Origin of the sequence: Mycobacterium sp. 4858 (assembly GCF_900240975.1) — a bacterium.
Lineage (GTDB): Bacteria > Actinomycetota > Actinomycetes > Mycobacteriales > Mycobacteriaceae > Mycobacterium.
The window spans coordinates 363,285-388,919 of sequence record NZ_LT968776.1; the positions used below are offsets into that span (position 1 = coordinate 363,285).

Consider the following 25,635-nt stretch of genomic DNA (forward strand, 5'->3'; position numbering starts at 1 on the left):
GGCCGGTCGGCCCGCGAGAAACCGCACGTCAGCGGGCTAGACCCGGCGACGCTCCCGTTCGGCGGCCAGCTCGGCGAGGACGACCTCGCAGGCCAGGTTCTGGCTGTAGCCGCGCCGCGCAAGCATCCCGACCAGCCGGCGGGTGATTCGCGCGTCGTCGCCGTCCAGCGTCTCCCGGCGCAGCTTGGCCCGCACCAACTGCTCGGCCCGGTCCCGCTCGGCCCCGGCGTCGATCCCGGACAGCGCCGCGGCGATCACGTCCCTGTCCACACCCTTGGTGTGCAGTTCGGCGGCCAGGGCGCGCTTGCTCTTTCCCGCCTTCGCCCGGCGGGCCTGCACCCACTGCTGCGCGAAGTCGGTGTCGTCGACCAGGCCGACGGCGGCCAGCCGGTCGAGCACGGAAGCGCTGACGTCTTCGGGGTAACCGCGTTTTGCCAGCTGTCCGTGCAGCTCGGCGCGAGTGCGCGCCCTCGTGGTGAGCAGGCGCAGACACAGCGTCCGCGCCTGCTCCTCGCGGGACGGCTCAGAAATCGACGGGGGCGGGCAGGACGCTGTCATCGGACAAGCCATCGGTGACGACCGGGCCAATGCCGAGCTTCTCCTTGATCTTCTTCTCGATCTCGTTGGCCACCTCGTCGTTTTCCATCAGGAAGGTGCGGGCGTTCTCCTTGCCCTGACCGAGCTGCTCGCCCTCATAGGTGAACCAGGAACCGGACTTGCGGATGAAGCCCTGCTCCACGCCCATGTCGATCAGCGAGCCTTCCCGGCTGATCCCCCTGCCGTAGAGGATGTCGAATTCGGCCTGCTTGAACGGCGGCGACACCTTGTTCTTGACGACCTTGACGCGGGTGCGGTTGCCGACCGCGTTGGTGCCGTCCTTGAGCGTCTCGATCCGGCGCACGTCCATGCGCACCGACGCGTAGAACTTGAGGGCCTTTCCACCCGTGGTGGTTTCCGGGCTGCCGAACATCACGCCGATCTTCTCGCGCAGCTGGTTGATGAAGATCGCGGTGGTGCCCGAATTGTTCAGCGCGCCAGTCATTTTCCGCAACGCCTGGCTCATCAGCCGGGCCTGCAACCCGACGTGGCTGTCACCCATCTCGCCCTCGAGTTCCGCGCGCGGCACCAGCGCCGCCACCGAGTCGATGACCAGGATGTCCAGCGCGCCGGAGCGGATCAGCATGTCGGCGATCTCGAGGGCCTGCTCCCCCGTGTCGGGCTGGCTGACCAGCAGGGAATCGGTGTCCACGCCGAGCTTCTTGGCGTAATCGGGGTCCAGGGCGTGCTCGGCGTCGATGAACGCCGCGACGCCACCGGCGGCCTGGGCGTTGGCCACCGCGTGCAGGGCGACGGTGGTCTTACCCGAGGATTCCGGGCCGTAGATCTCCACGACCCGGCCGCGGGGCAGACCGCCGATGCCCAGGGCCACGTCCAGTGCGATGGATCCGGTCGGGATGACCGAGATCGGCTGACGCATCTCGTCGCCGAGACGCATCACCGAGCCTTTGCCGTAGCTCTTTTCGATCTGGGCCATCGCCAGTTCGAGAGCCTTCTCGCGGTCGGGGGCTTGCGCCATGGTGCCTCTCCTATGGTTCGGTGTGTTCGGTGACCGGTGTCGGTCGGTTGGCCGTGACACTAGAGAGGGCCACCGACAAGTTGACTCACCGAACGTTTCCCACAGTAGCCGAACACCTGTTCGATTCAAGCGGACACGCCGAACCGGTGACAGCGTGTGGCAACATCGGCCACCGAAAGGCGCTGACGGGGCCCATACGCTCGAGCAAACCGGTGTGAATCCGGTGCGGTCCCGCCACGGTGACCGGGATGGGGATCGCCCCCTCCCGAGAGCCCAGATACTCACCGTCAGCGCTTCCTCACGACAGCTTCCTCACGACAACTGGGGCGGATCTCCCCAGAGAGGCCTGGTTGCGCATACATGACCGTGCGAGACATCTACGCTGGGCTGGCCGAAATATCTACCTACAAAGGGTTTTTCGCGCTGACCGTCGGCGGTGACGCGGCCGGGTGGCATCCGGTCCGGCAGGCCTACGCCGACGGGTTCACCGACTTGGTCGAGGCCACCGCCCGGCGCTATCACACGACGGATCTGCGGATCAGCGCCTCGCTGGTGCACCTCGGCCACGCCACCCGGCTGTGGTCACCCATGCTCGCGTGCGCGCTCGGTCACGGTGTCGTCCCCGACCTGGCCGACCTGCAACGCGCCGATGACGGGGCGCAACTGCGGTTGCCCGCTCCGGTCGGGATCCCGGCCTGCTCACCGGACGCGCTCTACCGGCTGGTCGTGCACGAGCACATGCAGGAGCTCGCCGCCGGTCTGCGAGTGGGGCTGGCGCCCGCGCTGCTGGCGGGCAACATCTCCTCGGCGCTGATCGGAGCTGCCCGGGCCCTGCTCGCCGCGCGGCCCGACCTGGGCGCGCGGATCACCGAGATGGTCCGCGCGCTGCAGGGCACCGGTGTGCTGGCCGGATCGGGCGTCGTCACCGGCCCTCCCCTGGGCTTCAGACGTCGTAGTTGCTGTCTCTTCTATCGCCTGCCCGGCGGATCCGTCTGCGGCGACTGCGTCTTCGAGAAGCCACCGTCATCGAACCGGAGATTGAGTGTGCGTCCAGGGCTTTGAGTGTGCGTCCAGGGCGGGAAAACGGCCCCGATCGCGCCACCGCTACACACTCGAAGCCACAAGCGCACACGCAACGCCGCCATCGACGGATTCACCACTGGTCACGCGGCACGTCGAAGTCGACGCACAGGGCCCGCCACACGTCGCGGGGCTCGACCCCGTCCTCGATCGCCTGGGCGGCGGTGCGGCCGCCGAAACCGGTCAGCACGTGGTCGGCCAGCACCGAAGAGCCGTACGCCGCACCGAACCTCAGGACCACCCGTTCGTTGAATTCCGTTAGCCGCACGCCAGCAAGATACCCATCGGGCAGGAGTCGGACACCGGCCCCGTCACCGCCAGCTGGCCGGCAGGTCGGTCCAGTGGTTGGGGCAGAAGTCCTGGACGGCCTCCGACATGGTGGTCCGCGCGCGCTCCGCCGACATCCTGGAGCGCAACTGCATGAAGGCGTATTCGACCGGCTGCAAGCCCTGTTGAGCGGCAACCGGGTCGTCCATCAACTGGCATGCCTGCTGCTCGTCGCCGCTGTCCGCGCGCGCGACTCCCGAGCTGAACATCAAGGCCAGAAGCAGGCCGCCGGCGGCGATCGCCCTCATTGCCATTGCCCTCCCGTCGCGATCCGGCCCGTCATCCCGTCCGGGCGAGCGCTTCGTGGCACACGCGGACCGGATCGGCCACACTGGCGATGCTAGCGGCGGCGGATCGGGCGGCCGCCCGATAACACGGCGACGACAGCACCTCGTTGACCGCGGCCACCAGCGCCTCGGGGGTCAGCGGCCGGATCAGCCGCCCGCTGCCCTGCCGGACCACCCGGTTGGCCATCTCCCACTGATCACCGCCCCCGGGCACCACCACCAGCGGCACCCCCGCCAGCAGCGTCTTGGCCACCATGCCGTGGCCCCCGCCGCAAATCACCAGGTCGGCGTGCGTCAACAGCTCCGCCTGGCTGCCCAACCCGACCACCGCCCACGGCGGCACCCGCAGATCCGTCCCGCCCAGCCGCGAGACCACCAGCCGCGATCCGGCCGGGAGCGTCTCCCCGGGCCGCAGGTGGGCCAGCGCGACCTCGGCCAGTCCCTCGGTTCCGGTCGACGCGGTCGACGGCGCGACCACCACCACGGGCCCCGATCCGGCCGGGATCTCCAGCACCCGATCGGTCGGTTCGAAGTGCAGGGGACCCACCAGCACGGCCTCCGCCGGCCAGTCCGGCCGCGGCACCTCGAGGGCCGGCAGGGTAGCGATCAGGCGCCGCAGCGGCCCGGGGTCGCGGGCGGGCAGCCCGATCTCCACCCGCACGGCGGCGCGCTGCCGCAGGCCCGCGCGCCAGGATCGCGCGGTGAGCGCGCGCATGATCGCATCGCGGAGCCGGCCGCGCAGGCCGGTGCCCGGCGCCAGCCCGCTGCCTATCGGCGGCAACCCCTTCGACGGCAGGTACAGGGGATGCGGGTCGAGCTCGATCCACGGGATGCCCAACAGCTCCGCGGCCATGCCACCAGCGGCGGTGATGACGTCGGACACCACCAGGTCGGGCGCCAGGTCGCGCAGCGCAGGCGCGTTGAGGACGGCCATCCGCGCCGCGCGCCGATGGATGCGGGCCCCGGCGTCGACATCGTCGTCGGTGGCCACGAGCCCGTCCAGCACGGCGGCGTCGATGCCGGCGGCGCGGGCGGTGTCGATCCACTCCGCGCCGGTGAACAGCGTCGGCTCGTCGCCGGCGTCGGCGAAGCGTTGGCACAGCGCGATCGCGGGAAACGAGTGACCGGGATCAGGCCCGGCGACCACAGCGACACGCATCGGCCTCACCCTGCCACAGCGCGCGACCCCCACGCTCGCCTACGCTGGCAGTCATGACCGAGCTGACCGGTACAACCGTTGCGAACACCCGCACGGTCGAGGGCTTTCTGAACGCCCTGCAGGACGCGGATTACGACGCCGCCGACGCGGCACTCGACGACAACCTCGTCTACGAGAACGTGGGGTTGCCGACGATTCACGGCCGCGTCCGAGCCATGAAGCTGTTTCGCCAGATGGACGGCCGGGCCGCCTTCGAGGTGAAGATCCATCGCATCGCCGCCGACGGCGGGGCGGTGCTCACCGAGCGCACCGACGCCCTGATCTTCGGCCCGGTGCGGCTTCAGTTCTGGGTGTGCGGCGTGTTCGAGGTCCACGACGGGCGAATCACGTTGTGGCGCGACTACTTCGACTTCTTCGACATGTTCAAGGCCACCCTTCGTGGCCTGGCGGCCGTGGTGCTGCCGTCGCTCAAAGCGACGTTCTAGCCGCGGTCATCAGCTGGCGCCGCGCAGCCCGCCGAGTTCGTCGAAAGCCTGCGCCCAACCGACCAGGCGGTCGGTCGCCCCGGCCAGCTCGGCGCGGTAGCGCTGCGAGGCGGCCAACTGATCACCGTTGGCCGACGACACCAATTGGGCTGCGGCGGTGACCATTTCGTTGTACTGGCGCACGCCGGCGCTCAGCTGCGCGGTGAACGCGTTGATGGTCGGCACCAGATACGACCGCGACGATTCGCTGGACTGCGCCGCCCGCTCCATCGACACCACCTCCGCGGCGGTGGCCGCCATGGCCGCCGAGGTCTTGTTGGCGGCCGCGGTCAGGTCGCGGATCTCGGCCGTGGGCAACATGGAGCCCCGCTCGATCACGTTCAGCAGCGACAGGAAGCCGCGTTCGGAGGCGCCCAGCGCGTACATCGCGGGCCGCGCCGCCGAGCCGGGCGGCGGCAGCCGACGGACGTTCGTGGGGCGCGGTGTGGGTAGCGGCTCGGAACGCAGCCACCGGTAGCGGAACAGCAACAGCGTCGCGGGGATGGCCATGACGACCGCGACGGCGCCGGTGATCTCCAGCAGCAGCGCGAACCAACCCCAGGCCGCCAGCAGCATCGTCACGGCCGCCCAGAACACGCAGCCGGCGCTGAAGATCAGGCCCCAGCGCAGCGCCCGGCGACGCCGCCGCAGCAGCCGCGCGCGGGGGTCCGCGGCGGCGCTGATCTTCTGGGCCACCAGGTCCGACAGGTCGGCGGCGGTGGCCAGCCCACGCCCGAGCAAGGTGCGCCAGAGCCCCCGCTGCGTCTCGGTCACCGCCACGACACCGCGCTACTGGCCAAAGGGCTTTTCGGTGGCCGCGCCCCCGGTGGTCTCGGCGGGCGCGGGGGCCGCTTCCGGAGTGGCCCCGGCCGCGGGCGTCGCCCCGGTCGGCAACGCCTCGCCGCGCATCGACGCGCGGATCTGCTCCAGCCGCGAGTGACCGGCCATCTGCACGCCGGCCTGCTCGACCTCGAGCATCCGGCCCTGCACCGAGCCCTGCGCGAGCTCGGCGGCCCCGACCGCGTTGGCGTAGCGGCGTTCGATCTTGTCGCGCACCTCGTCGAGGTTGGGCACGTTGCCGGGCGCGGCGATCTCGCTCATCGACCGCAGCGAGGCGCTCACCTGTTCCTGCATCTTCGCCTGCTCGAGCTGGCTGAGCAGCTTGGTGCGCTCGGCGATCTTCTGCTGCAGCACCATCGCGTTCTGCTCAACCGCCTTCTTGGCCTGGGCGGCCGCGTTCAGCGCCTGATCGTGCAGGGTCTTGAGGTCCTCGACGCTCTGCTCGGCGGTCACCAGTTGGGCCGCGAACGCCTCGGCGGCGTTGTTGTATTCGGTGGCCTTGGCGGCGTCGCCGGATGCGGTGGCCTGGTCGGCGAGCGTCAGGGCCTGACGCACGTTGACCTGCAGCTTCTCGATGTCGGCGAGTTGCCGGTTGAGTCGCATCTCCAGCTGACGCTGGTTGCCGATCACCTGCGCCGCCTGCTGGGTCAGCGCCTGATGCGTGCGCTGCGCTTCCTCGATGGCCTGCTGGATCTGCACTTTGGGGTCGGCGTGCTCGTCGATCTTCGCGTTGAACAGCGCCATGAGGTACTTCCACGCTTTGACGAACGGATTGGCCATGAGTGAGCTCCACCTTCGCTTCTTGTGGGCTGGAGGGTCCCGGGATGGGCCCGTCGCTTGTCGCTCAATTTAGTGGGTCGGCGCCGATCGCCCTACCCCTGACGCAGGATCCTTGGTGCGGGCGGCGATCAGGCGATCGCCAGGGAGGCCACCGGCGGGATGACGACCTTGGTGTCGGCGTCGATGCTGGGACCGCGCAGCCCGTCGGCGGGAGCCCGCTCCACGCCGGCCATCCGCTCGCCGGCGTCGATCAGGACCGACGACAGCGGCACCTGCAGCGCGTCGCAGATCGCGTTGAGCAGCTCGCTGGAGGGCTCCTTGCGCCCGCGCTCGACCTCGGACAGATAGCCCAGGCTTACCCGCGCCGAATCGGACACCTCCCGCAGCGTCCGGCCCTGCGTCATCCGGGCCTCCCGCAGCACGTCGCCGATGACCTCGCGCACTAATGGCGGCATTTTCCGCCCTCCTTCGTCCAGTCAGCCCGCCGGAGCGAAAACCGCCCCGTTCGGCAGGCGCTCATTAGGTGGAACGCGGGCGGCGGGGTCTTGGTTCCCGTTCGGCGGCCACGAATTCAGTCGACAGATTCAGTCGACAGATTCAGTCGGCAGATTCAGTCGGCCGACCGGCGCACTTCCCTGACGGTGGACACCACGTAGTCGATGCCGGTGACGATGGTCAGCACGATGGCCGCCCCCATCACCACCGCCGCGACCACGCGGAAGGGCCCGGACACGGGCAGGATGAACAAGCCGATCGCCACCGACTGCACCACGGTCTTGATCTTGCCGCCCCAGCTGGCGGGGATGACGCCGCGGCGAATCACCGCCAGGCGCAGCACGGTCACGCCGACCTCGCGGGCCAGGATCACCACCGTGACCCACCAGGGCAGGTCGCCGAGCATCGAGAGCCCGATCAACGCCGACCCGATCAGCGTCTTGTCCGCGATCGGATCGACGAACGCGCCGAATTCGGTTGCCATCCCGTAGTTGCGGGCCAGCAGGCCGTCCAACCGATCGGTGATGACCGCGAGGGTGAAAATCACGAAAGCCACGACCCGGAAGGCGATCTCGTGCCCGTCCTTGGCGAACAGCGCGAGCAGGAAGACCGGGACCAACACCAGCCGCAGCAGCGTCAGCGTGTTGGCGAGATTTGCGATGTGGGCGCGGCCTGGGGGTCCCATCACCGGACCCGTTTGCGGCTGCCCCGACACCGCAACAGAATAACTGTTGGTCAGCACGCCCGTCCCCGATGCCGATACTGTTAGCCGTGACCGAAAGTTCGCAGGACTGCCTGGTGCGACGCGCGCGAACCTCCGATGTCCCCGCAATCAAGCGACTCGTCGACACCTACGCCGGCAAGATCCTGCTGGAGAAGAACCTGGTGACGCTGTACGAGGCGGTCCAGGAGTTCTGGGTGGCCGAGCGCGGGGGCGACGTCGTCGGGTGCGGCGCGCTGCACGTGATGTGGTCCGACCTGGGCGAGATCCGCACGGTCGCGGTCGACCCGGCGATGACCGGCCACGGCATCGGCCACGCGATCGTCGACCGGCTGCTGGCGGTCGCGCGCGAGCTGCAGCTCAAGCGGCTGTTCGTGCTGACGTTCGAGACCGAGTTCTTCGGCAAGCACGGGTTCACCGAGATCGAGGGCACCCCGGTGACCGCCGAGGTGTTCGAGGAGATGTGCCGCTCCTACGACATCGGGGTCGCCGAGTTCCTGGATCTGAGCTACGTCAAGCCCAATATCCTGGGCAACTCCCGCATGCTGCTGGTGCTGTAGCCCGCCGAACGTGCACTCATGGCGAGATTTCGGCTATTTTTTCGCCCTCAGAGCACGCTCGGCGTTAGTCGTCGGCGTCGCCCCCGACCGCGTCGCTGCCGCCGCGGATCAAGGCCAGCGTTCCGGCCAGCTCGTCGGGCTTGACCAGCACCTCACGCGCCTTCGACCCCTCGCTGGGCCCGACGATGCCGCGGGTCTCCATCAGGTCCATCAGCCGGCCGGCCTTGGCGAAGCCGACGCGCAGCTTGCGCTGCAGCATCGACGTTGAGCCGAACTGGCTGGACACCACCAGCTCGACGGCCTGCAGGAACACGTCCATGTCGTCGCCGATGTCCGGGTCGACGTCGGTGCGCTCGCCGGTGGGCTTGGCCGTGGTGACGCCATCGGTGTACTCGGGCTCGGCCTGGTCCTTGCAGGCGCTGACGACCGCGTGGATCTCCTCGTCGGTGATGTAGGCGCCCTGCAGCCGCAGCGGCTTGCTGGCGCCCATCGGCAGGAACAGGCCGTCGCCCATGCCGATCAGCTTCTCGGCACCGGCCTGGTCCAGGATGACCCGGCTGTCGGTCAGCGACGACGTGGCGAACGCCAGCCGCGACGGCACGTTGGTCTTGATCAACCCGGTGACGACGTCCACCGACGGGCGCTGGGTGGCCAGCACCAGGTGGATGCCCGCCGCACGGGCCTTCTGGGTGATCCGCACGATGGCGTCCTCGACGTCGCGGGGTGCGGTCATCATCAGGTCGGCCAGCTCGTCGACGATGGCGACGACGTACGGGTAGGGCCGGTATTCGCGCTGGCTGCCCAGCGGCGCGGTGATGGCCCCGGAGCGCACCTTGGCGTTGAAGTCGTCGATGTGACGCACCCGGGAGGCCTGCATGTCCTGGTAGCGCTGCTCCATCTCCTCGACCAGCCACGCCAGCGCGGCGGCGGCCTTCTTGGGCTGGGTGATGATGGGGGTGATCAGGTGCGGGATGCCCTCGTACGGCGTCAGCTCCACCATCTTCGGGTCGATCAGGATCATCCTGACCTCCTCCGGCGTGGCCCGGGTCAGCAGCGACACCAGCATGGAGTTGACGAAGCTCGACTTACCCGAGCCGGTGGAGCCGGCGACCAGCAGGTGCGGCATCTTGGCCAGGTTGGCCGAGATGAAGTCGCCCTCGATGTCCTTGCCCAGCCCGATCACCAGCGGGTGGTGGTCGCGGCGGGTCGACGGCGCGGTCAGCACGTCGGCCAGCCGCACCATCTCCCGGTCGGTGTTGGGCACCTCGATGCCGACGGCGGACTTGCCGGGGATCGGCGCCAGCATGCGCACGCTCTCGGTGGCCACCGCGTAGGCGATGTTCTTCTGCAGTGCGGTGATCTTCTCCACCTTGACGCCGGGGCCGAGTTCGACCTCGTAGCGGGTGACGGTCGGCCCGCGGGTGCAGCCGGTGACGGCGGCGTCGACCTTGAACTGGGTGAGCACCTCGCTGATGGCGTCGGCCATGACGGTGTTGGCGGCGCTGCGCTTCTTGGGCGGGTCGCCGGCGACCAGCAGGTTCAGCGAGGGCAGCGTGTAGGGGCCCTCGACGACGCGGTCGAGCACCTCGGTCTTCTTGTCGCGGCGGCGGCTCTTCCCGATGGCCGGCTCCGGCGTGGTGGGGATGTCGTCCTCGTTGTCGCGCAGGGCGGGCGCCGGGTCCGCCACCGACCACGCGTGCGGCTTGTCGTCGGGGGCCGGCGCGCCCTCGTCGTCGAAGCCGTCGGAGAAGTCGTCGGCGGCATAGGAATCGGCATCGGAATCGGCGTCGTCGAAGTCGTCGTAGTCGTATTCGTCGTCGTCGCTGAGCAGTCGGGCGCCGAACATGTTGCGGACCGCGTCGGGCACCTCCCGGATGGTCGTCCCGGTAAGCAACAGCAGGCCGAACATGAAGCCGATGAACAGCAACGGCGCCGCGATCCATGCCGTCAGCCCGTCCGACAGCGGCCCCCCGATGGCGAAGCCGACGAATCCCGCCGCGCGGCGCCGGGCCTCCGGGTCCTCGGGCGAGCCGGACCACAGGTGGCGCAGCCCCAGCACGGAAAGGGCGATCAGGGTGGCGCCCAGGATCAGCCGGGGCCGCGCGTCGGGATTGGGTTGGGTGCGCATCAGCGTCACCGCCACGCCGGCGGTGACGACGGGGAGGGCCAGGACGCCAGCCCCGATGAAGGTGCGCAACAGCGTGTCGACCCACGCGCCGACCGGCCGGGCGGCGTCGAACCAGGAGCTCGCGGCGACCACGACGGACAGGGCGAGCAGCATCAGCGCGATGCCGTCGCGGCGGTGTCCCGGGTCGATCTCCCGGGCCCGCCCGATCGACCGCGCCGCGCCGCCCGTGCTCCGCGCGGCCATCAGCCAGGTGGCGCGCAGGGCACGGCCGCCAGTCAGCCCGGCGGCCACCAACAGCGAATGGTTGCGCCGCCTGGCGGGCCTGCTCGGCCGCTTGCGAGGTGCCGCCGGCCGCGCGCGACCCGACCCGCTCCGCGAAGGGGCCTTTGACCTGCTCGTTCTGGCTTTGGAGCGGGCGGCCGTCTTGTTAGCCATGTCGGCCAGGGTAGTCGCATCGACATCATCTGCACCACCCGCCACACGGGTAACGGTTCGGCCTCGTGCGCCATCTGGCGGGTCGGGCGCCTGACCGCGTGAGTAGGGTGACAACCGGTGACTGAAGTTGTGCGCGTCACCCCACCCCGTTTGCCCCAGGAGGCCCCAGCATGCCCGTCGTCGTCGTTGCCACCATGACCGTCAAACCGGAGTCGGTCGACACAGTCCGCGACATCCTCACGCAGGCGGTGGAGGAAGTGCACAACGAACCGGGCTGCCAGTTGTACTCGCTGCACCAATCGGGCGAGACCTTCGTGTTCGTCGAGCAGTGGGCGGACGAAGAGGCGCTCAAGGCCCACAGCACCGCGCCGGCCATCGGCAAGATGTTCGGCGCGGCCGGCGAGCACCTCGCCGGGGCGCCGGACATCAAGATGCTGCAGCCGGTTCCCGCGGGGGACCCGGACAAGGGTCAGCTCCGGTCCTGATGGCCAGGCCACTCGAGGGCAAGGTCGCCTTCATCACCGGTGCGGCCCGCGGGCAGGGACGCGCGCATGCGGTACGTCTCGCCGCCGACGGCGCGAACATCATCGCGGTCGACCTGTGCGAGCAGATCGCCAGCGTTCCCTATCCCCTGGCCACCGAGGACGACCTGGCGGAGACCGTCAAGCTGGTCGAGGACGCCGGCGCTCGCATCGTGGCCGCTCGTGGCGACGTGCGCGAGCGGGCGTCACTGTCGGCCGCGCTGCAGTCGGGTCTGGACGAGTTCGGCCGGCTCGACATCGTCGTGGCCAACGCCGGCATCGCCCCGATGCAGTCCGGCGACGACGGCTGGCGCGACGTGATCGACGTCAATCTGACCGGCGTCTACAACACGATCAAGGCCGCCATCCCGACCATGGTCAAGCAGGGCACCGGGGGCTCGATCGTGCTGATCAGTTCGAGCGCCGGCCTGGCCGGTGTCGGTAGCCCCGATGCCGGCTCGGTCGGCTACGCCGCCGCCAAGCACGGCGTGGTGGGATTGATGCGGGTGTACGCGAATCTGCTTGCCACCCAGTATATTCGAGTCAACTCGATCCATCCCTCCGGTGTGGAGACCCCGATGATCAACAATGAGTTCACCCGGGAGTGGCTGGCCAAGATGGCCGCCGCGACCGACACGCCGGGAGCCATGGGTAATGCCATGCCGGTGGAGGTGCTGCAGGTCGAAGACGTCGCCAACGCGGTGGCGTGGCTGGTGTCCGACCAGGCCCGCTACATCACCGGTGTGACGTTGCCCGTCGATGCCGGGTTCTTGAACAAGTAGCGGCGCATGGCCCGAAATCCCGCCGCGCAGACCGCCTTCGGACCGATGGTGCTGGCGGCGGTCGAACACAACGAGCCCCCGGGCCGCCGTCTGGTGGACGACGACCTCGCGGAACTGTTCCTGCCGACGCCGCTGCGCTGGCTCGTCGCGGCGACGCGCGCGGCGCCGGTGCGCCGCCTGATGATCCGCGCATCGGAGTGGTCCGGCCGCGGCCTGTGGGCGAACCTGGCCTGCCGCAAGCGGTTCATCGGCGACAAGCTGGCCGAAGCCCTGGACGGCATCGACGCGGTCGTCATCCTCGGCGCCGGATTGGACACGCGCGCATACCTTTTGACACGGCAGGTCCGCATCCCCGTCTTCGAGGTGGACCTGCCGGTCAACATCGCCCGCAAGCTCAAGACGGTCCGGCGGGTGCTCGGCGGACCGCCGATGTCGGTGCGGCAGGTGGCACTGGACCTGGAGCGCGACGACCTGCTCACCTCCCTGGCCGAGCACGGCTATCACACCGACTACCGGACGTTCTTCATCTGCGAGGGGGTGACCCAGTACCTCAGCGAGGAGACCGTCCGGCGGACCTTGGAGGGGTTGCGCGCGGCCGCGCCCGGCAGCCGTTTCGTCTTCACCTACGTCCGGCGGGATTTCATCGACGGCACCAACCGGTACGGCACCCGCACGCTCTATCGCAGCGTGCGCCAGCGGCGGCAGTTGTGGCGGTTCGGCCTGCTGCCCGACGAGGTCGGCGGGTTCGTCGGCGAATACGGCTGGCGGCTGCTCGAGCAGGCCGGCCCCGACGAGCTCGTTGCGCGTTACGTCGCACCCACCGGCCGCAAACTCCCTGCCTCCCAGGTGGAGTGGTCGGCCTACGCGGAGAAGCTTTAGCGCGCTGCGCCGTGGACGGGTTCAGACCTCGATGACCGTCGGCACGATCATCGGCTGCCGGCGGTACGTCTCGCCCACCCACTTGCCGACCGTGCGGCGCACCGCCTGGGCGATGCGGCCCGGGTCGGTGATGCTGTCGGCGGCGAGCAATTCCAGCTCGGCCTCGACCCGGCGCACGGCGGGCTCCAGCGCCTTGGGGTCTTCGGAGAACCCGCGCGAATGCAGGTGCGGCGCGGCCGCGGGGCGCCCGGTGCCGCGCTGGACGACCACGGTCACCGCGATGAAACCCGATGACAGGATGAGCCGCTCGCCCAGCGTGATATCGCCGACGTCGCCGCTGATCAGCCCGTCGACGAACATCTTGCCCACCGGCACCGCCCCGGCGATCGACGCCGTGCCGGCGACCAGGTCGACGCTGACGCCGTTCTCGGCCAACAGGATCGACTCCTCCGGCACCCCGGTGCTGGCCGCCAGCTTGGCGTTGGCGCGCAGCATCCGCCAGGTACCGTGCACGGGCATGACGTTGCGCGGCCGCACGCCGTTGTAGAGGAACAGCAGCTCACCGGCGTAGGCGTGGCCCGAGACATGCACGCGCGCTTGGGCGTTGGTGACGACGCGGGCGCCGATCTTGGCGAGCGCGTCGATCACGCCGTATACCGCCTCCTCGTTGCCGGGGATGAGCGAGGACGCCAGCACCACCAGGTCCCCCGCGGTGAGCGTGATGCTGCGATGCTCGCCGCGCGACATCCGCGACAGCGCCGACATGGGTTCGCCCTGGGTACCGGTGGTGATCAGCACCACCCGCTCGGGCGGCATCAGCTCGGCCGCGCCGATGTCGATCACGTCGGCATCGTCGACCCGCAGGAATCCCAACTCGCGGGCGATGCCCATGTTGCGCACCATCGACCGCCCGACGAACGACACCCGCCGGCCCAATGCCACCGCCGCGTCGATGATCTGCTGGACGCGGTCCACGTTGGAGGCGAAGCACGCCACGATGACGCGGCCCTCGGCGCCGCGGATCAACCGGTGCAGCGTCGGTCCCACTTCGCTTTCGGACGGTCCCACGCCGGGGATCTCGGAGTTGGTCGAGTCGCACAGGAACAGGTCCACCCCGGCGTCGCCGAGGCGGGACATGCCGGGCAGATCGGTGGGCCGGCCGTCCAGCGGCAGCTGGTCGAGCTTGATGTCCCCGGTGTGCAGGACGGTGCCCGCGCCGGTGTGCACGGCGATCGCCAGCGCGTCCGGGATGGAGTGGTTGACGGCGAAGTACTCGCACTCGAAGACGCCGTGGGTGCTCCGCTGCCGCTCGGTGACCTCGACGAACACCGGCTTGATCCGGTGCTCGCGGCATTTGGCGGCGACCAGCGCCAGGGTGAACTTCGACCCGACGACCGGGATGTCCGGGCGCAGCTTGAGCAGGAACGGGATGCCGCCGATGTGGTCCTCGTGCGCGTGGGTCAGCACCAGCGCCTCGATGTCGTCGAGCCGGTCGGAGATATGGCGCAGGTCCGGCAGGATCAGGTCCACCCCCGGCTCGTCATGGGTGGGGAACATCACCCCGCAGTCGATGATCAACAGCCGGCCGAGGTGCTCGAAAACCGTCATGTTGCGGCCGATTTCGCTGATGCCGCCCAGCGCGGTGACCCGCAGCCCGCCAGTGGTCAAGGGACCGGGAGGGGCGAGCTCTACATCCACTTACTGGCCACCCTCTAGCTCACCGGAGCACCGATGCCGCGCGCATATCGGCGGCCAGCGCATCGATCTGCTCGGGCGTTGCGGGCATCTGCGGCAACCGGGGATCGCCGACGTCGATGCCCTGCAGGCGCAGACCCGCCTTGGACATCGTCACGCCGCCCAGCCGGCTCATCGCGTCGCAGAGCGGCGCGACGGTGACGTTGATCTTGCGCGCGGTCGCGATGTCACCGGAAGCGAAGGCCGACAACATCTCTCGAAGCTGACCGGCGGCCACGTGCGAGATCACGCTGATGAAACCGGTAGCGCCCATGGCCAGCCAGGGCAGGTTCAGCGCGTCGTCGCCCGAATAGTAGGCCAGTCCGGTCTCGGCGATGATCTGGCCGCCGCTGTGCAGGTCGGCCTTGGCGTCCTTGATTCCCACGATGTTCGGGTGGGCGGCCAGCGCGCGGATGGTCTCGGTGGCGATCGGTATCACCGAGCGCGGCGGGATGTCGTACAGCAGCACGGGCAGCTCGGTGGCGTCGGCGACCGCGGTGAAGTGGGCGATCAGCCCGCTCTGCGGCGGCTTCGAGTAATACGGCGTGACCACCAGCAATCCATGGGCGCCCTCGGCGGCGCAGGCCTGGGCCAGCCGGACGCTGTGGGCGGTGTCGTAGGTGCCCGCACCGGCGATGACGCGGGCGCGATCACCCACCGCCTCCAGCACGACGCGCAGCAGCTCCCGCTTCTCGTCGTCGGTGGTGGTCGGGGACTCGCCGGTGGTTCCGGAGACCACCAGGCCGTCACAGCCGGCGTCGACCAGGTGGTTCGCCAACTGTGCCGCGGCGGCGGTGTCGAGCGAGCCGTCGGGAGCGAACGGTGTCACCATCGCGGTCAGCACGGTTCCCAACCGTGCCGGGGCGTCGAATCCGACCGTGCTCACGGTCTTTAGGTTACCTGGCGGCGGCAAGGGCTTTAGCAACGGCGCGGCGCGGCGGCAGCGCCACTCAGGCCTCGGTCGCCAGCGGGCTGGTGGCCACCTCGGTCCCGTCGGCCAGCGCCGAGATCTCGAAGTCGGCGAACACGGCCGGCGCGGCGTCGACGAGCTGGCGCAGGCACTCGATGGCCAGCCGACGGATTTCCACGTCGGCGTGCTCGCTGGCGCGCATCGCGATGAAGTGCCGCCAGGCCCGATAGTTGCCCGTCACGACGATGCGGGTCTCGGTCGCATTGGGCAGCACGGCACGGGCGGCCTGCCGCGCCTGTTTGCGGCGCAAGACCGCGTTCGGCTGGCCCGCCGCGAGTTTCGCCTCGAGCCTGCCCAGCAGCTCGGTGTAGGCGGCCCGGCTGGCGTCGGCGGCCTCGGTCAGGATTTGCCGCAGTTCGGCGTCGTCTTCCATGCCCGGTGGCACGACGACTCGCGAATCACCCTCGGGCACGTAGCGCTGTGACAGCTGCGAGTAGGAGAAGTGCCGGTGCCGGATCAGCTCGTGCGTGAGCGATCGGGAGATGCCGGTGATGTAGAACGACACGCTCGCGTGCTCGAGCACCGAGAAATGCCCGACGTCGATGATGTGCTTGATGTAGCCGGCGTTGGTCGCGGTCCTGGGATTGGGCTTCGACCAGCTTTGATAGCAGGCTCGGCCGGCGAATTCGACCAGCGCCGGGCCGCCGTCGGCGTCGGTGGTCCACGGCACGTCCGGCGGTGCCAGGAACTCGGTCTTGGCGATCAGTTGCACGCGTAGCGGCGCGGTCTCGGCCACGGCGCTCACCTTAACGCGGTGAGGCCACGGACAGCTCACCCGATATCAACACCGGCAACAGCGCGTCGCGAAGCGCGGACAGCCGCTCGCTTTCGGTGCGCCGCGCGTGACACAGCGCCCCGAGGCCGGTGATCGTCTCCCGGGCCGCGCTGGGCAGGCGCCGCACGTCGGGGACCGGAACGTCCAGCAGCTCGTGCGGCGGGATCCGCTGATGGCTTCCCGACGTCCCGGCGGCCCGGCGTTGCAGTCGTTCGGAAACGTTGGGCTGCCGCAGGGCCGCCCACAGGGCCGACGCGTCGACGCCGCTCGGTGTCAGGACGACGAACTCGCTGCTGGCCAGGGCCATTTCCGGCGGCAGGCCGACCACGTTCCAGATCCGGGGGATGCGCGGGTTCAGTCTCGCGAACAACACGCACGGCCCCGACAAGAGGAACTTGCCGCTCCTGATGGACGCGGCGGGCACGACGCGGGGGTTCGCCCCGTCATCGAACGCGGCGAGGCTGTAGTGCGCGACCGTCTCGTCGAACTCGGCCACGTTGAGCAACCCCGTGGACCGGCTCGCCAGGGCGGACAACGGCACACGCTCGCCGGCCGACTCCGCGATGGCCACCATCACGTCCTCGGCGGTGTCGATCACCCGCGCGTTGGCGGATATCTTGTCGTCGAGGGAGCCGAGCAGCTCGGCGATCGCCCGACGCCGCGGCGCCTCCACGCTCCGCACCGCCACGTCACGCAGCACCCGCTGGCTGAGCAGCGGTTGTCCCGATCCGCAGCGGTGATCGCCCAGCCGGCAGGTGTGCAACGCGTAGTACCAATACCGCGTCTCGCGTGGGTCTTTGGCCCGGCACACCACGGCGTTCTCGGTGACCCAGACGTCGGAGTCGCAATACCGCAGGCTCCCGCACTGCGCCCCGACGCGCCCGAGGACGATCAGCGGACCGGCCGCATTGGGTTCGTTGCAATAACCGATGGCCCCGTTGGCGCCATAGACACGGAACCGTCCGCGCGGGGCGCTCCGCGGCGCGCTGCCGCCGGTGCTGAAGACCAGGTGGTCGCCCAGCGTGGCCGTCACCGCAAGCGCTCCAGTTGCCGGCGCACCACGTCTTCCAGCCGGGCGGATTCGTCGAGCGCGGCCAGCAGGTCACCGGTCAACCGGGTGATCCTGTTCCCGATGGGCTCGCCGTCATCGGCGGCGGCGGGCACACCGACATAGCGGCCCGGCGTGAGCGGGTAGCCGGCCGCCGCGATGTCGTCGAGGCAGGCGGACCCGCAGAACCCCGGAACGTCTTGATAGGCGACGCCTTTCGCGGCGGCTGACGGTGATCCGCGCCATGCGTGATAGGTGTCGCCGATCCGGACGACCTCCTCGTGCGTCAGCGCGCGCTCGGCGCGGCTGGCCAGGTAGCCGAACCCACGGGCGTCGATGAACAGCACCTGTCCGGACCGCTCACCCTTGTCGGTGTCGAAGATCCACAGGCACACCGGAATCGACGTGCTGCGGAACAGCTGCGCGGGCAAGGCGACCATGCAGGAGACCAGGTCGGCGTCGACGATCCGCGCACGAATATCTCCCTCCCCCAGCCCATTCGACGACATCGAACCGTTGGCCATGACCACCCCGGCCCGTCCGCCGGGGGCGAGTTTGGACAGGATGTGCTGAATCCACGCGTAGTTGGCGTTGCCGGCGGGTGGGACACCGAATCGCCAGCGCGGGTCGTGTTCGTCGCGGGCCCAGTCCTTGATGTTGAAGGGCGGATTGGCCATCACGTAGTCCATGTGCACTCCGGCGTGCTGGTCCTCGAGGAGCGTGTCGCCCCAGCGGGTGCCCAGGCCGGTGTTGTCGATGCCGTGCACGGCGAGGTTCATTCGCGCCATCCGCCAGGTCTGCTCGACGCTTTCCTGCCCACAGATCGTGACGTCCGCGGGATCGCCGTCGCGCTCGGCGATGAACCGTTCGGTCTGCACGAACATGCCGCCCGAGCCGCAGCACGGGTCATAAACCCGCCCTCGTGCGGGTTCCAGCATCTCGACGATCACCCGTACCACGCTCGGCGGGGTGAAGAACTCGCCGCCCCGGCGGCCTTCCGCGCGCGCGAAATTGCCCAGGAAGTATTCGTACACCTCGCCCAGGAAGTCGCGGGCGTGGCCGGGTTCCCCGAGTCGCGCGGAGTCGAGCAGGCGCAGCAGGTCACCGAGCCGGCGCTGGTCGAGCCGTTCGCACAGCCGTGGCAGCGCCATCGCCTCCATCGCGTCATCGACGAGCCGGCCAAGCCCGGGCGATTCGGCGTTGTGCCTCAACAGTTCCCACTGCGCGTCGGAGGCGTGGCGGAGATACACCAGCCCGAGGACGACGTCCTTGTACTGGCTCGCCGGCAGGGATCCGCGCAGCGTGTTGGCGGCCTTCCAGAGCGTGTCTTTGAGCTCCTTGTCCGCCGCCCCCATCAGGCGGCCGCCCGCAGGTCGGCGGCCAGATCGCCCCGGGTCGCGACGCTGAACCCGCCCAGCCCCAGCCAGGACGCCATGGACCGCAGCTCGCCGGCCAGCGCCTCGACCACGCGCGGCCGCGGGATGTCGGGTTCGCCGAACGCGCCCACGACGCGCAGCGTGTCGCCGGCCCGGTCCGCCTTGAGGTCGACGCGGGCGACCAGTTGCCCGTCCATCAGCAGGGGCCACACGTAGTAGCCGTACTGGCGCTTGTGGGCCGGGGTGTAGATCTCGATGCGGTAGTGAAACCCGAACAGCCGCTCGACCCGGGGACGGAAGAAGATCAGCGGGTCGAACGGGCACAGCAGCGCGGTGCCTCGATCTCTACGCGGCACCGCCCGACCGGCGCGCAGGTAGGCCGGCGCGGGCCAGCCGGCCACCTCGACCCGCTCGATCTCCCCCGCAGCGACCAGCTCCGCGACGGCGGGTTTGACCTGCTGGGCCGACAGACGGAAGTAGTCGCGGATGTCGGCCTCGGTGGCCACGCCGAGCGCGGTGGCCCCCCGCAGCGTGAGTCCCCGGACGGCCTCGGTGTCGTCGACCTCGCGGGCCAGCACGCTCGCCGGCAGCACCCGCTCCACCAGGTCGTAGTGGCGGGCGAAGCCCACCCGGGTGGCCGTGGTGAGCACGCCGGCCGCGAACAGCGCCTCGGCGACCCACTTGGTGTCGCTGCGGCTGCCCCACCAGCTTCCTTTGGGCCCGCGCGGTTCGGCCTCGAGATGAGCCTCGATCTGCCCGGCGGTGCTGGGCCCGAGTTCGGCGACGGCGGCAACGATCTTGTCGGCGAGGTGGGGGTTGGCCTTGACGATGTGGGTGCCCCAGCGGCCGTGCCGGTACTGGCGCATCCGCCAGCGCAGCAGGGGCCAGTCGTCGACGGCCATCAGCGCGGCCTCGTGCGCCCAGTACTCGGCCAGCAGCCGCGACGACCGCGGGCCCCAGGCGGCGCGGTCCAGCACGTCGCGGTCGTAGGGGCCGAGCCGGCTGAACACCGGCGCGTAGTGTGCGCGCACCGCGACCGACACCGAATCCAGTTGCAGCACTTGAATTCTCGATATCAGCCGCTTCAGGTGGGCGCGGGTGACCGGACCGGACGGCCGCGGCTCGCTAAAGCCTTGGGCCGCAACGGCGATCCGCCGGGCCTGCGCGGCCGACAGCCTGGGGGTCCGGATCGACACGGCGCCGAGAATACCGCTCGGGTCCGACAGCGGCGGGCGGCGACGCGGCTAGGCCGTGCTGACCTTTGCGTCCAGCGGCACCACGACGCTGGGTTCCGGCGCGTTCTTCTGCTCTTGGTAGGCCGACTCGAGCGCGGCCGGGACGGCCTCGAGGTCGCGGTACACGCCCATCAGCTGCTCGAGGACGTCGATCCGTTGTTTGATCGCCTCGTCCGCCGCGCGCCGGGCCTGCTCACGGTAGTGATCGGCCTCCCGCTGGGCATCGCGCCAGGACTTGTCGATCGCCGCTTCGGTTTCGGCGCGCATGCCGGCCAGTTCGGCCTCGAGTTGCTTCTTGGTTTCCTCGTAATCGCTTTCCATGGCTTTTCGTTGGGCGGCCATCTCCGCCAACTCCTCTTCGTGCTTTCGCTGCGCCGCCTCGACCTCCGCCTGGGCCGCCGCGATCAGCGCGTCCGCCTCGCTGCGCGCCTCGGCCTGCATCTCGGCCACCTCGTCGACCGCGCGGTTGAGCATCTTCGCCATCCGCCGCTGCATCGCGTGCGGTGCGGGTGAGGTGTCGGTGAGGACGGCGACCTCCTTGCGCAGCGCGGCCGTTTCGTCGCCGGCTTCCTTCAGCCGGGTCCGCAGGCTCTCGACGTCGTCGAGCAGCAACTGCTGCTTGGTGGTCAACATCTCGATGTGGGCGTCGACCGCGGACGGGTCGTACCCCCTGAACATGCGATTGAACGCCTTTGCGGGTTCGGTTATCACTGCCATTTCCCCCTTCTGGCAACGTGTTGGTGACCTGGCGAGACCGACCCCCGCGTCCGAGTATGTCACGGGCGCGGGGACCAACGCTCATGCCCGACGGTAGCTGTGCAGCCGGTACCGCAGCCCCGTGCGGCTGACCTGCCACTCCCCCGCGTGACCGATCCAGCTGTCGTCGAGCACCGGTGCCAGCGCGTCGTCGTCGTCGCGCCGCAGGTCGACTTCGACCTCGGTGACCTCGCACCGGGTGGCGCGCGGCAGCGCGAGCAGATACACCTGTTCGCCGCCGATCACCCAGGTCTGTGGCTCGTCCTCGCAACCGGCGAGGGCCGCCTCGAGCGAATCGACGACCTGCGCCCCATCGGCCTCGAAGTCGCTCCGGCGCGAGAGTACGACATTGCGGCGACCCGGCAGCGGCCGGACCTTCGCCGGCAGCGACTCCCAGGTGCGGCGGCCCATGACCACGGTGTGCCCGAGCGTCAGCTCCCTGAAGCGGGCCAGGTCCTCGGGCACTCGCCACGGGATGTCGCCACCGCGGCCGATGATGCCCGATGTGGACTGCGCCCACACCAGGCCGAGATCGGTCATACGGCGACGGGCGCTTTGATCGCGGGGTGCGGGTCGTAGTTCTTCACCACGACGTCGTCGTAGGTGTAGTCGAAGATCGAATCCCGGTGGGCCAGTACCAATTCCGGGTAGGGGCGCGGTTCGCGGCTGAGCTGGGTCCGCACCTGCTCGACGTGGTTGTCGTAGATGTGGCAGTCGCCGCCCGTCCAGACGAACTCGCCGACCCCCAGACCGGCCTGGGCGGCCATCATGTGGGTGAGCAGCGCGTAGCTGGCGATGTTGAACGGCACCCCGAGAAACAGGTCGGCGCTGCGCTGATACAGCTGGCAGCTCAGCCGGCCGTCGGCCACGTAGAACTGGAAGAACGCGTGGCACGGCGGCAGCGCCATCTGCGGGATCTCCCCGACGTTCCACGCCGAGACGATGATGCGCCGCGAGTTCGGGTCGGTGCGCAGCAGCTCGCACGCCGCGCTGATCTGGTCGACGTGCTCACCCGTCGGCGTCGGCCAGGACCGCCACTGCACGCCGTAGATCGGACCGAGATCGCCTGTCTCACTTGCCCATTCGTCCCAGATGGTGACACCGTGCTCGTGCAGCCAGGCGACGTTGGAGTCGCCGCGCAAGAACCACAGCAACTCGTAGACAACCGACTTCAGATGCACCTTCTTGGTGGTGAGCAGCGGGAAGCCGGCCGACAGGTCGTAGCGCAACTGCTGGCCGAACAGGCTGCGGGTCCCGGTGCCGGTGCGGTCGGATTTGGCCGTGCCCCGCTCGAGCACCAGGCGCAGCAGGTCCTCGTAGGGCGTGGGAACCGGCACGCGGAAAGCTTAGCGGCGATCGCAAGAGCGGCGAAGCCGGGCGCGGCGGGTCGCCGCCATATTTCCGCGGCGATCGCAAGCGCGGCGAAGCCGGGCGCGGCGGGTCGCCGCCATATTTCCGCGGCGATCGCAAGCGCGGCGAAGCCGGGCGCGGCGGGTCGCCGCCATATTTCCGCGGCGATCGCAAGCGCGGCGGGTCGCCGCATATTTCCCGCTTCGGGCACGCGGAGTACAACGAATGCCATGCCGAAAATCATCGACACCATCACCACCCCTGACGGCACCTGCACCGTCGGCTTGTTCACCCCCGACAGTCCGGAAGCCCAGGTCCCCTGGCCGGGCGTGGTCATGTACCCCGATGCCGGCGGGGTGCGCGACACCTTCGACCAGATGGCCGCCAAACTCGCCGGATACGGCTACACGGTGCTGCTGCCCGACGTGTACTACCGCAGCGGCGACTGGGCGCCGTTCGACATGGCCACCGTGTTCGGCGACGAGCGGGAACGCAGGCGGCTGTTCGGCATGATCGGCGGTCTCACTCCGGACAAGATGGCCAGCGACGCCGGCGCCTTCTTCGACTACCTAGCGGCCCGGCCCGAGGTGTCCGGGGAGCGCTTCGGTGTGTGCGGCTACTGCATGGGTGGGCGCACGTCGCTGGTGGTCGCCGGCCGGGTGCCCGAACGCGTCGCCGCGGCGGCGTCGTTCCACGGCGGCGGCCTGGTGACCGACACCGCGGACAGCCCGCACCTGCTGGCCGACCGGATGCGCGCCACCGTGTACGTGGGCGGCGCCAAGGACGACGCGTCCTTCACCCGCGAGGACGCTGAGCAGCTCGAGAAAGCGCTGACAGCGGCCGGCGTGCGGCACACCATCGAGTGGTATCCGGCGGGCCACGGGTTCGCGGTTCCGGACAACGCGCCGTACGATCCCGCGGCGGCCGAGCGGCACTGGCAGGCCATGACCGAGGTGTTCGCTTCGGCGCTACCGCGCTAAGCCGCCCAGCAGCACGGGTCTCGCCTAGCTCGGCGGCAGGTCCACCAATTCGGCCAGCCGGGCGCGGTGACGGTAGGCGGTGCCGAAGATGAGCTGGTCGCTCTTGGCGCGCTTGAGGTAGAGGTGCGCGGGATACTCCCACGTCATGCCGATGCCGCCGTGTAACTGGACGCACTCCTCGGCCGCGTGCACGGCGACGCCGCTGCAATAGGCCTGGGCGAGGGCCGTGGCGACGGCGGCGTCATCGTCGTGGCGGGCGCACGTGTCGGCGGCATAGCGGGCCGCCGCCGTCGCGGCGCCGACCTCGAACCACAGGTCGGCCAGCCGATGCTTGACCGCCTGGTAGGAACCGATCGCGCGGCCGAACTGCTTGCGCTGCTTGACGTAAGCCAGGGTGGTGTCGAAACACCACTGGGCCACCCCGAGTTGCTCCGACGCCAGCAGCGCCGCCCCGGTGCGCAGCGCCTCGGCGACCGGTCCGTCCGCCGGCCCGACGCGCGACGAGTCCACCGCCGAAAAGCTCACGTCGGCAAGGGGTCTCGTCATATCCAATGCGAGGAGTGGGGACACCTGCACACCGGCCGCCGCGCGCGGGACGGTATGTAGCTCCAGCCCGTCCGGGCCCGCGACCGGCACCACCAGCACGTCGGCCTCGGCGGCCCCGGCGACGCTGGTGACCGAGCCGGTCAGCCCGTCGGCGGCGCCGGTCACCGCCGTCACCGGATCGCCGGGTGCTGCCGACAGCGGCACCACCAACGCGGCGGTCAGTTCGCCTTGTGCCAGGGCGGACACGGTCTCGGTGTCGCCGGCGCGCAACAGCGCGACGGTGGCCAGCACGGCGCTGGACAAGAACGGCACGGGCGCGACGGCCCGCCCGATCTCCTCCATGACGACCGCCGCCTCGCGCGCACCCGCGCCCGCTCCGCCGAGCGACTCCGGGACCAGTAGGCCGGCCACTCCCAGCTCGCCGGCAAGCGTCCGCCAAACACCCGAAAAGTCTTGCGGCTCAGGGTCGTAGGTGTGGGTCACCGATTCGGGTGGGCAGCGGTCGGCGAACAGCTGCCGGACGCTGTCCCGCAGCGCCTCCTCGGTGTCGGAGTACAGCAGGTCACTCACCGGTTCAGGTCCTTCCACGCGACGTCTTTGTCGACGCGATGTTCACCCGGCAGGCCGAGGATGCGCTCGGAAATGGTGTTGCGCAGCACCTCCGAGGTGCCGCCCTCGATCGAGTTGCCGCGGGCGCGCAGGTAGCGGTACCCGGGCTCGCGTCCGATCAGGTCGACGACCTCGGTCCTGCGCATGGTCCAGTCGTCGTACTGCAGGCCGGACTCGGCGTGCAGCTCGATGTCGAAGCCCGAAATGGCTTGCGCGAGGCGGGCGAAGGCCACCTTCATGCCCGCGCCCTCCGGTCCCGGTTGGCCGGCCTGGGCCTGCTGCCGCAGCCGCTCACCGGCCAGCCGGAGGACCTCGGCGTCGACCCACAGGCGCATCAGCTCGTCGTGCATTCCGGGGTTGCGCAGCCCGGGCTGGTCCCGCCACGCCTTGGTGACCTTCCCGATCATCCCACCCTCGCGCGGCGTCCCGGCGCGGGTGCCGATGGCGACGCGCTCGTTGTTCAGCGTCGTGGTCGCGACCCGCCAGCCGCCGCCGACCGGGCCGAGCCGGTTGGCGTCGGGCACGCGGGCGTCGGTGAGGAACACCTCGTTGAACTCCGCCTCGCCGGTGATCTGGCGCAGGGGTCGCACCTCGACGCCGGGCTGCGTCATGTCGCACAGGAAATACGTCAGGCCCGCGTGTTTGGGCACGGTGGGGTCGGTGCGGGCGACCAGGATGGCCATCTGCGCGTGCTGGGCCATCGAGGTCCACACCTTCTGCCCGTTGACAATCCAGTTAGAAGGGTTATCCGCGTCGCGCACCGCGCGGGTGGCCAGCCCGGCCAGGTCCGAGCCCGCGCCGGGTTCGCTGAACAGCTGGCAGTAGACCTGCTCGCCGGTGAACAAGGGGCGCAGGAACTTTCGTTTCTGTTCGTCTGTGCCGAATGCGGCGATGGTGGGGGCCGCCATGCCCATGCCGATGAAGTTCTTGGGTGTGCCGCCCACCGGCGCGCCCGGGGCGGCCAGCTGGGCGTCGACGATTTCCTGGGCCTTGCGCGGCAGGTCGAGCCCGCCGAAACCGTGCGGCAGGTGTACCCAGGCCAGGCCCGCGTCGTACTGCGCGCCGAGGAATTCTCGCGGTTCGGTGCTGGCCGGGTCGTGTTCGTCCAGCAGCGCCTGCACCCGCGCCTTGAGGTCGACCGCCAGGTCTTCGGAGGTCATCG

General features: G+C 69.9%; 27 protein-coding genes, 1 pseudogene and 1 riboswitch. Of the genes and pseudogenes, 7 read left to right on the forward strand and 21 right to left on the reverse strand.

The window, feature by feature from the left end:
* Positions 1 to 36 precede the first annotated feature (36 nt).
* Positions 37 to 558 carry a recombination regulator RecX gene (gene recX, locus C1737_RS09980; RefSeq protein WP_102417984.1) on the reverse strand — a complete coding sequence of 174 codons (522 nt, stop codon included), beginning with the start codon at positions 556 to 558 and terminating at the stop codon, positions 37 to 39.
* Positions 524 to 1,576 (reverse strand): recombinase RecA, encoded by a 1,053-nt coding sequence (recA, locus tag C1737_RS09985; protein WP_068058892.1) that lies wholly within the window; start codon positions 1,574 to 1,576, stop codon positions 524 to 526. The genes recX and recA overlap by 35 nt, the downstream gene beginning before the upstream one ends.
* 169 nt (positions 1,577 to 1,745) lie before the next feature.
* Positions 1,746 to 1,880, forward strand: a riboswitch (cobalamin riboswitch).
* A 56-nt stretch (positions 1,881 to 1,936) separates the two neighbouring features.
* Between recA and C1737_RS09995 the strand changes: the two genes are divergently transcribed.
* Positions 1,937 to 2,638, forward strand: coding sequence for a (2Fe-2S)-binding protein (locus C1737_RS09995; RefSeq protein ID WP_102417985.1), 702 nt, complete (start codon positions 1,937 to 1,939; stop codon positions 2,636 to 2,638).
* A gap of 91 nt (positions 2,639 to 2,729) precedes the next feature.
* On the opposite strand, the gene C1737_RS10000 is transcribed toward C1737_RS09995, so the two are convergent.
* Genes C1737_RS10000 through C1737_RS10010 form a run of 3 tightly spaced genes read right to left on the reverse strand, consistent with a single transcriptional unit; the run spans position 2,730 to position 4,429 of the window.
* Positions 2,730 to 2,948, reverse strand: coding sequence for a DUF3046 domain-containing protein (locus tag C1737_RS10000; RefSeq protein ID WP_197509328.1), 219 nt, complete (start codon positions 2,946 to 2,948; stop codon positions 2,730 to 2,732).
* Positions 2,949 to 2,967: 19 nt separating this feature from the next.
* On the reverse strand, positions 2,968 to 3,231 hold the full coding sequence (locus tag C1737_RS10005; protein ID WP_067925459.1) for a hypothetical protein: 264 nt from the start codon (positions 3,229 to 3,231) through the stop codon (positions 2,968 to 2,970).
* A 31-nt stretch (positions 3,232 to 3,262) separates the two neighbouring features.
* Entirely contained in the window at positions 3,263 to 4,429 is a 1,167-nt protein-coding gene (locus C1737_RS10010) for a glycosyltransferase (RefSeq protein WP_102417986.1), read from the reverse strand.
* A 53-nt stretch (positions 4,430 to 4,482) separates the two neighbouring features.
* On the opposite strand from C1737_RS10010, the gene C1737_RS10015 reads away from it, so the two are divergent.
* Entirely contained in the window at positions 4,483 to 4,914 is a 432-nt protein-coding gene (locus C1737_RS10015) for a limonene-1,2-epoxide hydrolase family protein (protein ID WP_102417987.1), read from the forward strand.
* Positions 4,915 to 4,923: 9 nt separating this feature from the next.
* Here the strand turns inward: C1737_RS10015 and C1737_RS10020 are convergent, their stop codons facing one another.
* The 4 genes from C1737_RS10020 to pgsA form a co-directional block, all read right to left on the reverse strand.
* Positions 4,924 to 5,733 carry a hypothetical protein gene (locus tag C1737_RS10020; RefSeq protein WP_067925456.1) on the reverse strand — a complete coding sequence of 270 codons (810 nt, stop codon included), beginning with the start codon at positions 5,731 to 5,733 and terminating at the stop codon, positions 4,924 to 4,926.
* A gap of 9 nt (positions 5,734 to 5,742) precedes the next feature.
* Complete coding sequence (gene pspA, locus C1737_RS10025) at positions 5,743 to 6,573, reverse strand: phage shock protein PspA (RefSeq protein ID WP_068099185.1); 831 nt, start codon at positions 6,571 to 6,573, stop codon at positions 5,743 to 5,745.
* 128 nt (positions 6,574 to 6,701) lie between these two features.
* Positions 6,702 to 7,028, reverse strand: a complete 327-nt coding sequence (gene clgR / locus C1737_RS10030) for a transcriptional regulator ClgR (RefSeq protein WP_067923414.1) — start codon at positions 7,026 to 7,028, stop codon at positions 6,702 to 6,704.
* Positions 7,029 to 7,183: 155 nt separating this feature from the next.
* A complete protein-coding gene (gene pgsA, locus C1737_RS10035; RefSeq protein ID WP_068099194.1) occupies positions 7,184 to 7,783 on the reverse strand; it encodes a CDP-diacylglycerol--glycerol-3-phosphate 3-phosphatidyltransferase in 600 nt (199 codons plus the stop codon).
* Positions 7,784 to 7,821: 38 nt separating this feature from the next.
* Here pgsA and C1737_RS10040 point away from each other — a divergent pair, with 38 nt between their 5' ends.
* On the forward strand, positions 7,822 to 8,349 hold the full coding sequence (locus C1737_RS10040) for an amino-acid N-acetyltransferase (RefSeq protein WP_068099183.1): 528 nt from the start codon (positions 7,822 to 7,824) through the stop codon (positions 8,347 to 8,349).
* 64 nt (positions 8,350 to 8,413) lie between these two features.
* Here the strand turns inward: C1737_RS10040 and C1737_RS10045 are convergent.
* Positions 8,414 to 11,084, reverse strand: a pseudogene (locus tag C1737_RS10045) (DNA translocase FtsK 4TM domain-containing protein).
* On the opposite strand from C1737_RS10045, the gene C1737_RS10050 reads away from it, so the two are divergent.
* From C1737_RS10050 to C1737_RS10060, 3 genes are read left to right on the forward strand one after another with little or no spacing between them, the layout of a single operon-like run.
* Positions 11,083 to 11,397, forward strand: coding sequence for a putative quinol monooxygenase (locus tag C1737_RS10050; protein ID WP_067781730.1), 315 nt, complete (start codon positions 11,083 to 11,085; stop codon positions 11,395 to 11,397). The pseudogene C1737_RS10045 and the gene C1737_RS10050 overlap by 2 nt on opposite strands.
* The gene (locus C1737_RS10055; protein WP_102419878.1) at positions 11,394 to 12,215 is read left to right on the forward strand and encodes a mycofactocin-coupled SDR family oxidoreductase; all 822 of its coding nucleotides are present in this window, start codon (positions 11,394 to 11,396) and stop codon (positions 12,213 to 12,215) included. Before C1737_RS10050 ends, C1737_RS10055 begins: the two co-directional genes overlap by 4 nt.
* Before the next feature lie 6 nt (positions 12,216 to 12,221).
* Positions 12,222 to 13,094 (forward strand): SAM-dependent methyltransferase, encoded by an 873-nt coding sequence (locus tag C1737_RS10060; RefSeq protein WP_102417989.1) that lies wholly within the window; start codon positions 12,222 to 12,224, stop codon positions 13,092 to 13,094.
* A gap of 21 nt (positions 13,095 to 13,115) precedes the next feature.
* On the opposite strand, the gene C1737_RS10065 is transcribed toward C1737_RS10060, so the two are convergent.
* The 9 genes from C1737_RS10065 to C1737_RS10105 form a co-directional block, all read right to left on the reverse strand.
* Positions 13,116 to 14,792, reverse strand: coding sequence for a ribonuclease J (locus C1737_RS10065; protein ID WP_102417991.1), 1,677 nt, complete (start codon positions 14,790 to 14,792; stop codon positions 13,116 to 13,118).
* A gap of 19 nt (positions 14,793 to 14,811) precedes the next feature.
* Positions 14,812 to 15,714 (reverse strand): 4-hydroxy-tetrahydrodipicolinate synthase, encoded by a 903-nt coding sequence (dapA, locus tag C1737_RS10070; protein ID WP_068099179.1) that lies wholly within the window; start codon positions 15,712 to 15,714, stop codon positions 14,812 to 14,814.
* Positions 15,715 to 15,778: 64 nt separating this feature from the next.
* Positions 15,779 to 16,534, reverse strand: coding sequence for an FAD-dependent thymidylate synthase (gene thyX, locus C1737_RS10075; RefSeq protein WP_068099192.1), 756 nt, complete (start codon positions 16,532 to 16,534; stop codon positions 15,779 to 15,781).
* 10 nt (positions 16,535 to 16,544) lie between these two features.
* Positions 16,545 to 17,606 carry a restriction endonuclease subunit S gene (locus C1737_RS10080; RefSeq protein WP_102417994.1) on the reverse strand — a complete coding sequence of 354 codons (1,062 nt, stop codon included), beginning with the start codon at positions 17,604 to 17,606 and terminating at the stop codon, positions 16,545 to 16,547.
* A complete protein-coding gene (locus C1737_RS10085; protein ID WP_102417996.1) occupies positions 17,603 to 18,976 on the reverse strand; it encodes a type I restriction-modification system subunit M in 1,374 nt (457 codons plus the stop codon). The genes C1737_RS10080 and C1737_RS10085 overlap by 4 nt, the downstream gene beginning before the upstream one ends.
* On the reverse strand, positions 18,976 to 20,223 hold the full coding sequence (locus C1737_RS10090) for a winged helix-turn-helix domain-containing protein (RefSeq protein ID WP_199182957.1): 1,248 nt from the start codon (positions 20,221 to 20,223) through the stop codon (positions 18,976 to 18,978). Before C1737_RS10090 ends, C1737_RS10085 begins: the two co-directional genes overlap by 1 nt.
* A gap of 18 nt (positions 20,224 to 20,241) precedes the next feature.
* Entirely contained in the window at positions 20,242 to 20,943 is a 702-nt protein-coding gene (locus C1737_RS10095; protein ID WP_068094778.1) for a cell division protein DivIVA, read from the reverse strand.
* An 87-nt stretch (positions 20,944 to 21,030) separates the two neighbouring features.
* Positions 21,031 to 21,528 carry a dihydrofolate reductase gene (locus C1737_RS10100; RefSeq protein WP_068094774.1) on the reverse strand — a complete coding sequence of 166 codons (498 nt, stop codon included), beginning with the start codon at positions 21,526 to 21,528 and terminating at the stop codon, positions 21,031 to 21,033.
* Positions 21,525 to 22,325 carry a thymidylate synthase gene (locus tag C1737_RS10105; protein ID WP_067920095.1) on the reverse strand — a complete coding sequence of 267 codons (801 nt, stop codon included), beginning with the start codon at positions 22,323 to 22,325 and terminating at the stop codon, positions 21,525 to 21,527. The genes C1737_RS10100 and C1737_RS10105 overlap by 4 nt, the downstream gene beginning before the upstream one ends.
* Positions 22,326 to 22,568: 243 nt before the next feature.
* Here C1737_RS10105 and C1737_RS10115 point away from each other — a divergent pair, with 243 nt between their 5' ends.
* The gene (locus tag C1737_RS10115; protein ID WP_102418001.1) at positions 22,569 to 23,318 is read left to right on the forward strand and encodes a dienelactone hydrolase family protein; all 750 of its coding nucleotides are present in this window, start codon (positions 22,569 to 22,571) and stop codon (positions 23,316 to 23,318) included.
* 24 nt (positions 23,319 to 23,342) lie between these two features.
* On the opposite strand, the gene C1737_RS10120 is transcribed toward C1737_RS10115, so the two are convergent.
* Positions 23,343 to 24,434, reverse strand: coding sequence for an acyl-CoA dehydrogenase family protein (locus tag C1737_RS10120; protein ID WP_102418003.1), 1,092 nt, complete (start codon positions 24,432 to 24,434; stop codon positions 23,343 to 23,345).
* Positions 24,431 to 25,633 (reverse strand): acyl-CoA dehydrogenase family protein, encoded by a 1,203-nt coding sequence (locus tag C1737_RS10125; protein ID WP_102418006.1) that lies wholly within the window; start codon positions 25,631 to 25,633, stop codon positions 24,431 to 24,433. Before C1737_RS10125 ends, C1737_RS10120 begins: the two co-directional genes overlap by 4 nt.
* Between the last annotated feature and the right edge of the window lie 2 nt (positions 25,634 to 25,635).

Coding starts and splice junctions, on each gene's coding strand:
- recX (WP_102417984.1), bottom strand. CDS start 558: ATGACAGCGTCCTGCCCGCCCCCGTCGATTTCTGAGCCGTCCCGCGAG.
- recA (WP_068058892.1), bottom strand. CDS start 1,576: ATGGCGCAAGCCCCCGACCGCGAGAAGGCTCTCGAACTGGCGATGGCC.
- C1737_RS09995 (WP_102417985.1), top strand. CDS start 1,937: ATGACCGTGCGAGACATCTACGCTGGGCTGGCCGAAATATCTACCTAC.
- C1737_RS10005 (WP_067925459.1), bottom strand. CDS start 3,231: ATGAGGGCGATCGCCGCCGGCGGCCTGCTTCTGGCCTTGATGTTCAGC.
- C1737_RS10010 (WP_102417986.1), bottom strand. CDS start 4,429: ATGCGTGTCGCTGTGGTCGCCGGGCCTGATCCCGGTCACTCGTTTCCC.
- C1737_RS10015 (WP_102417987.1), top strand. CDS start 4,483: ATGACCGAGCTGACCGGTACAACCGTTGCGAACACCCGCACGGTCGAG.
- pspA (WP_068099185.1), bottom strand. CDS start 6,573: ATGGCCAATCCGTTCGTCAAAGCGTGGAAGTACCTCATGGCGCTGTTC.
- clgR (WP_067923414.1), bottom strand. CDS start 7,028: ATGCCGCCATTAGTGCGCGAGGTCATCGGCGACGTGCTGCGGGAGGCC.
- C1737_RS10040 (WP_068099183.1), top strand. CDS start 7,822: ATGCCGATACTGTTAGCCGTGACCGAAAGTTCGCAGGACTGCCTGGTG.
- C1737_RS10050 (WP_067781730.1), top strand. CDS start 11,083: ATGCCCGTCGTCGTCGTTGCCACCATGACCGTCAAACCGGAGTCGGTC.
- C1737_RS10060 (WP_102417989.1), top strand. CDS start 12,222: ATGGCCCGAAATCCCGCCGCGCAGACCGCCTTCGGACCGATGGTGCTG.
- C1737_RS10085 (WP_102417996.1), bottom strand. CDS start 18,976: ATGGGGGCGGCGGACAAGGAGCTCAAAGACACGCTCTGGAAGGCCGCC.
- C1737_RS10100 (WP_068094774.1), bottom strand. CDS start 21,528: ATGACCGATCTCGGCCTGGTGTGGGCGCAGTCCACATCGGGCATCATC.
- C1737_RS10115 (WP_102418001.1), top strand. CDS start 22,569: ATGCCGAAAATCATCGACACCATCACCACCCCTGACGGCACCTGCACC.
- C1737_RS10125 (WP_102418006.1), bottom strand. CDS start 25,633: ATGACCTCCGAAGACCTGGCGGTCGACCTCAAGGCGCGGGTGCAGGCG.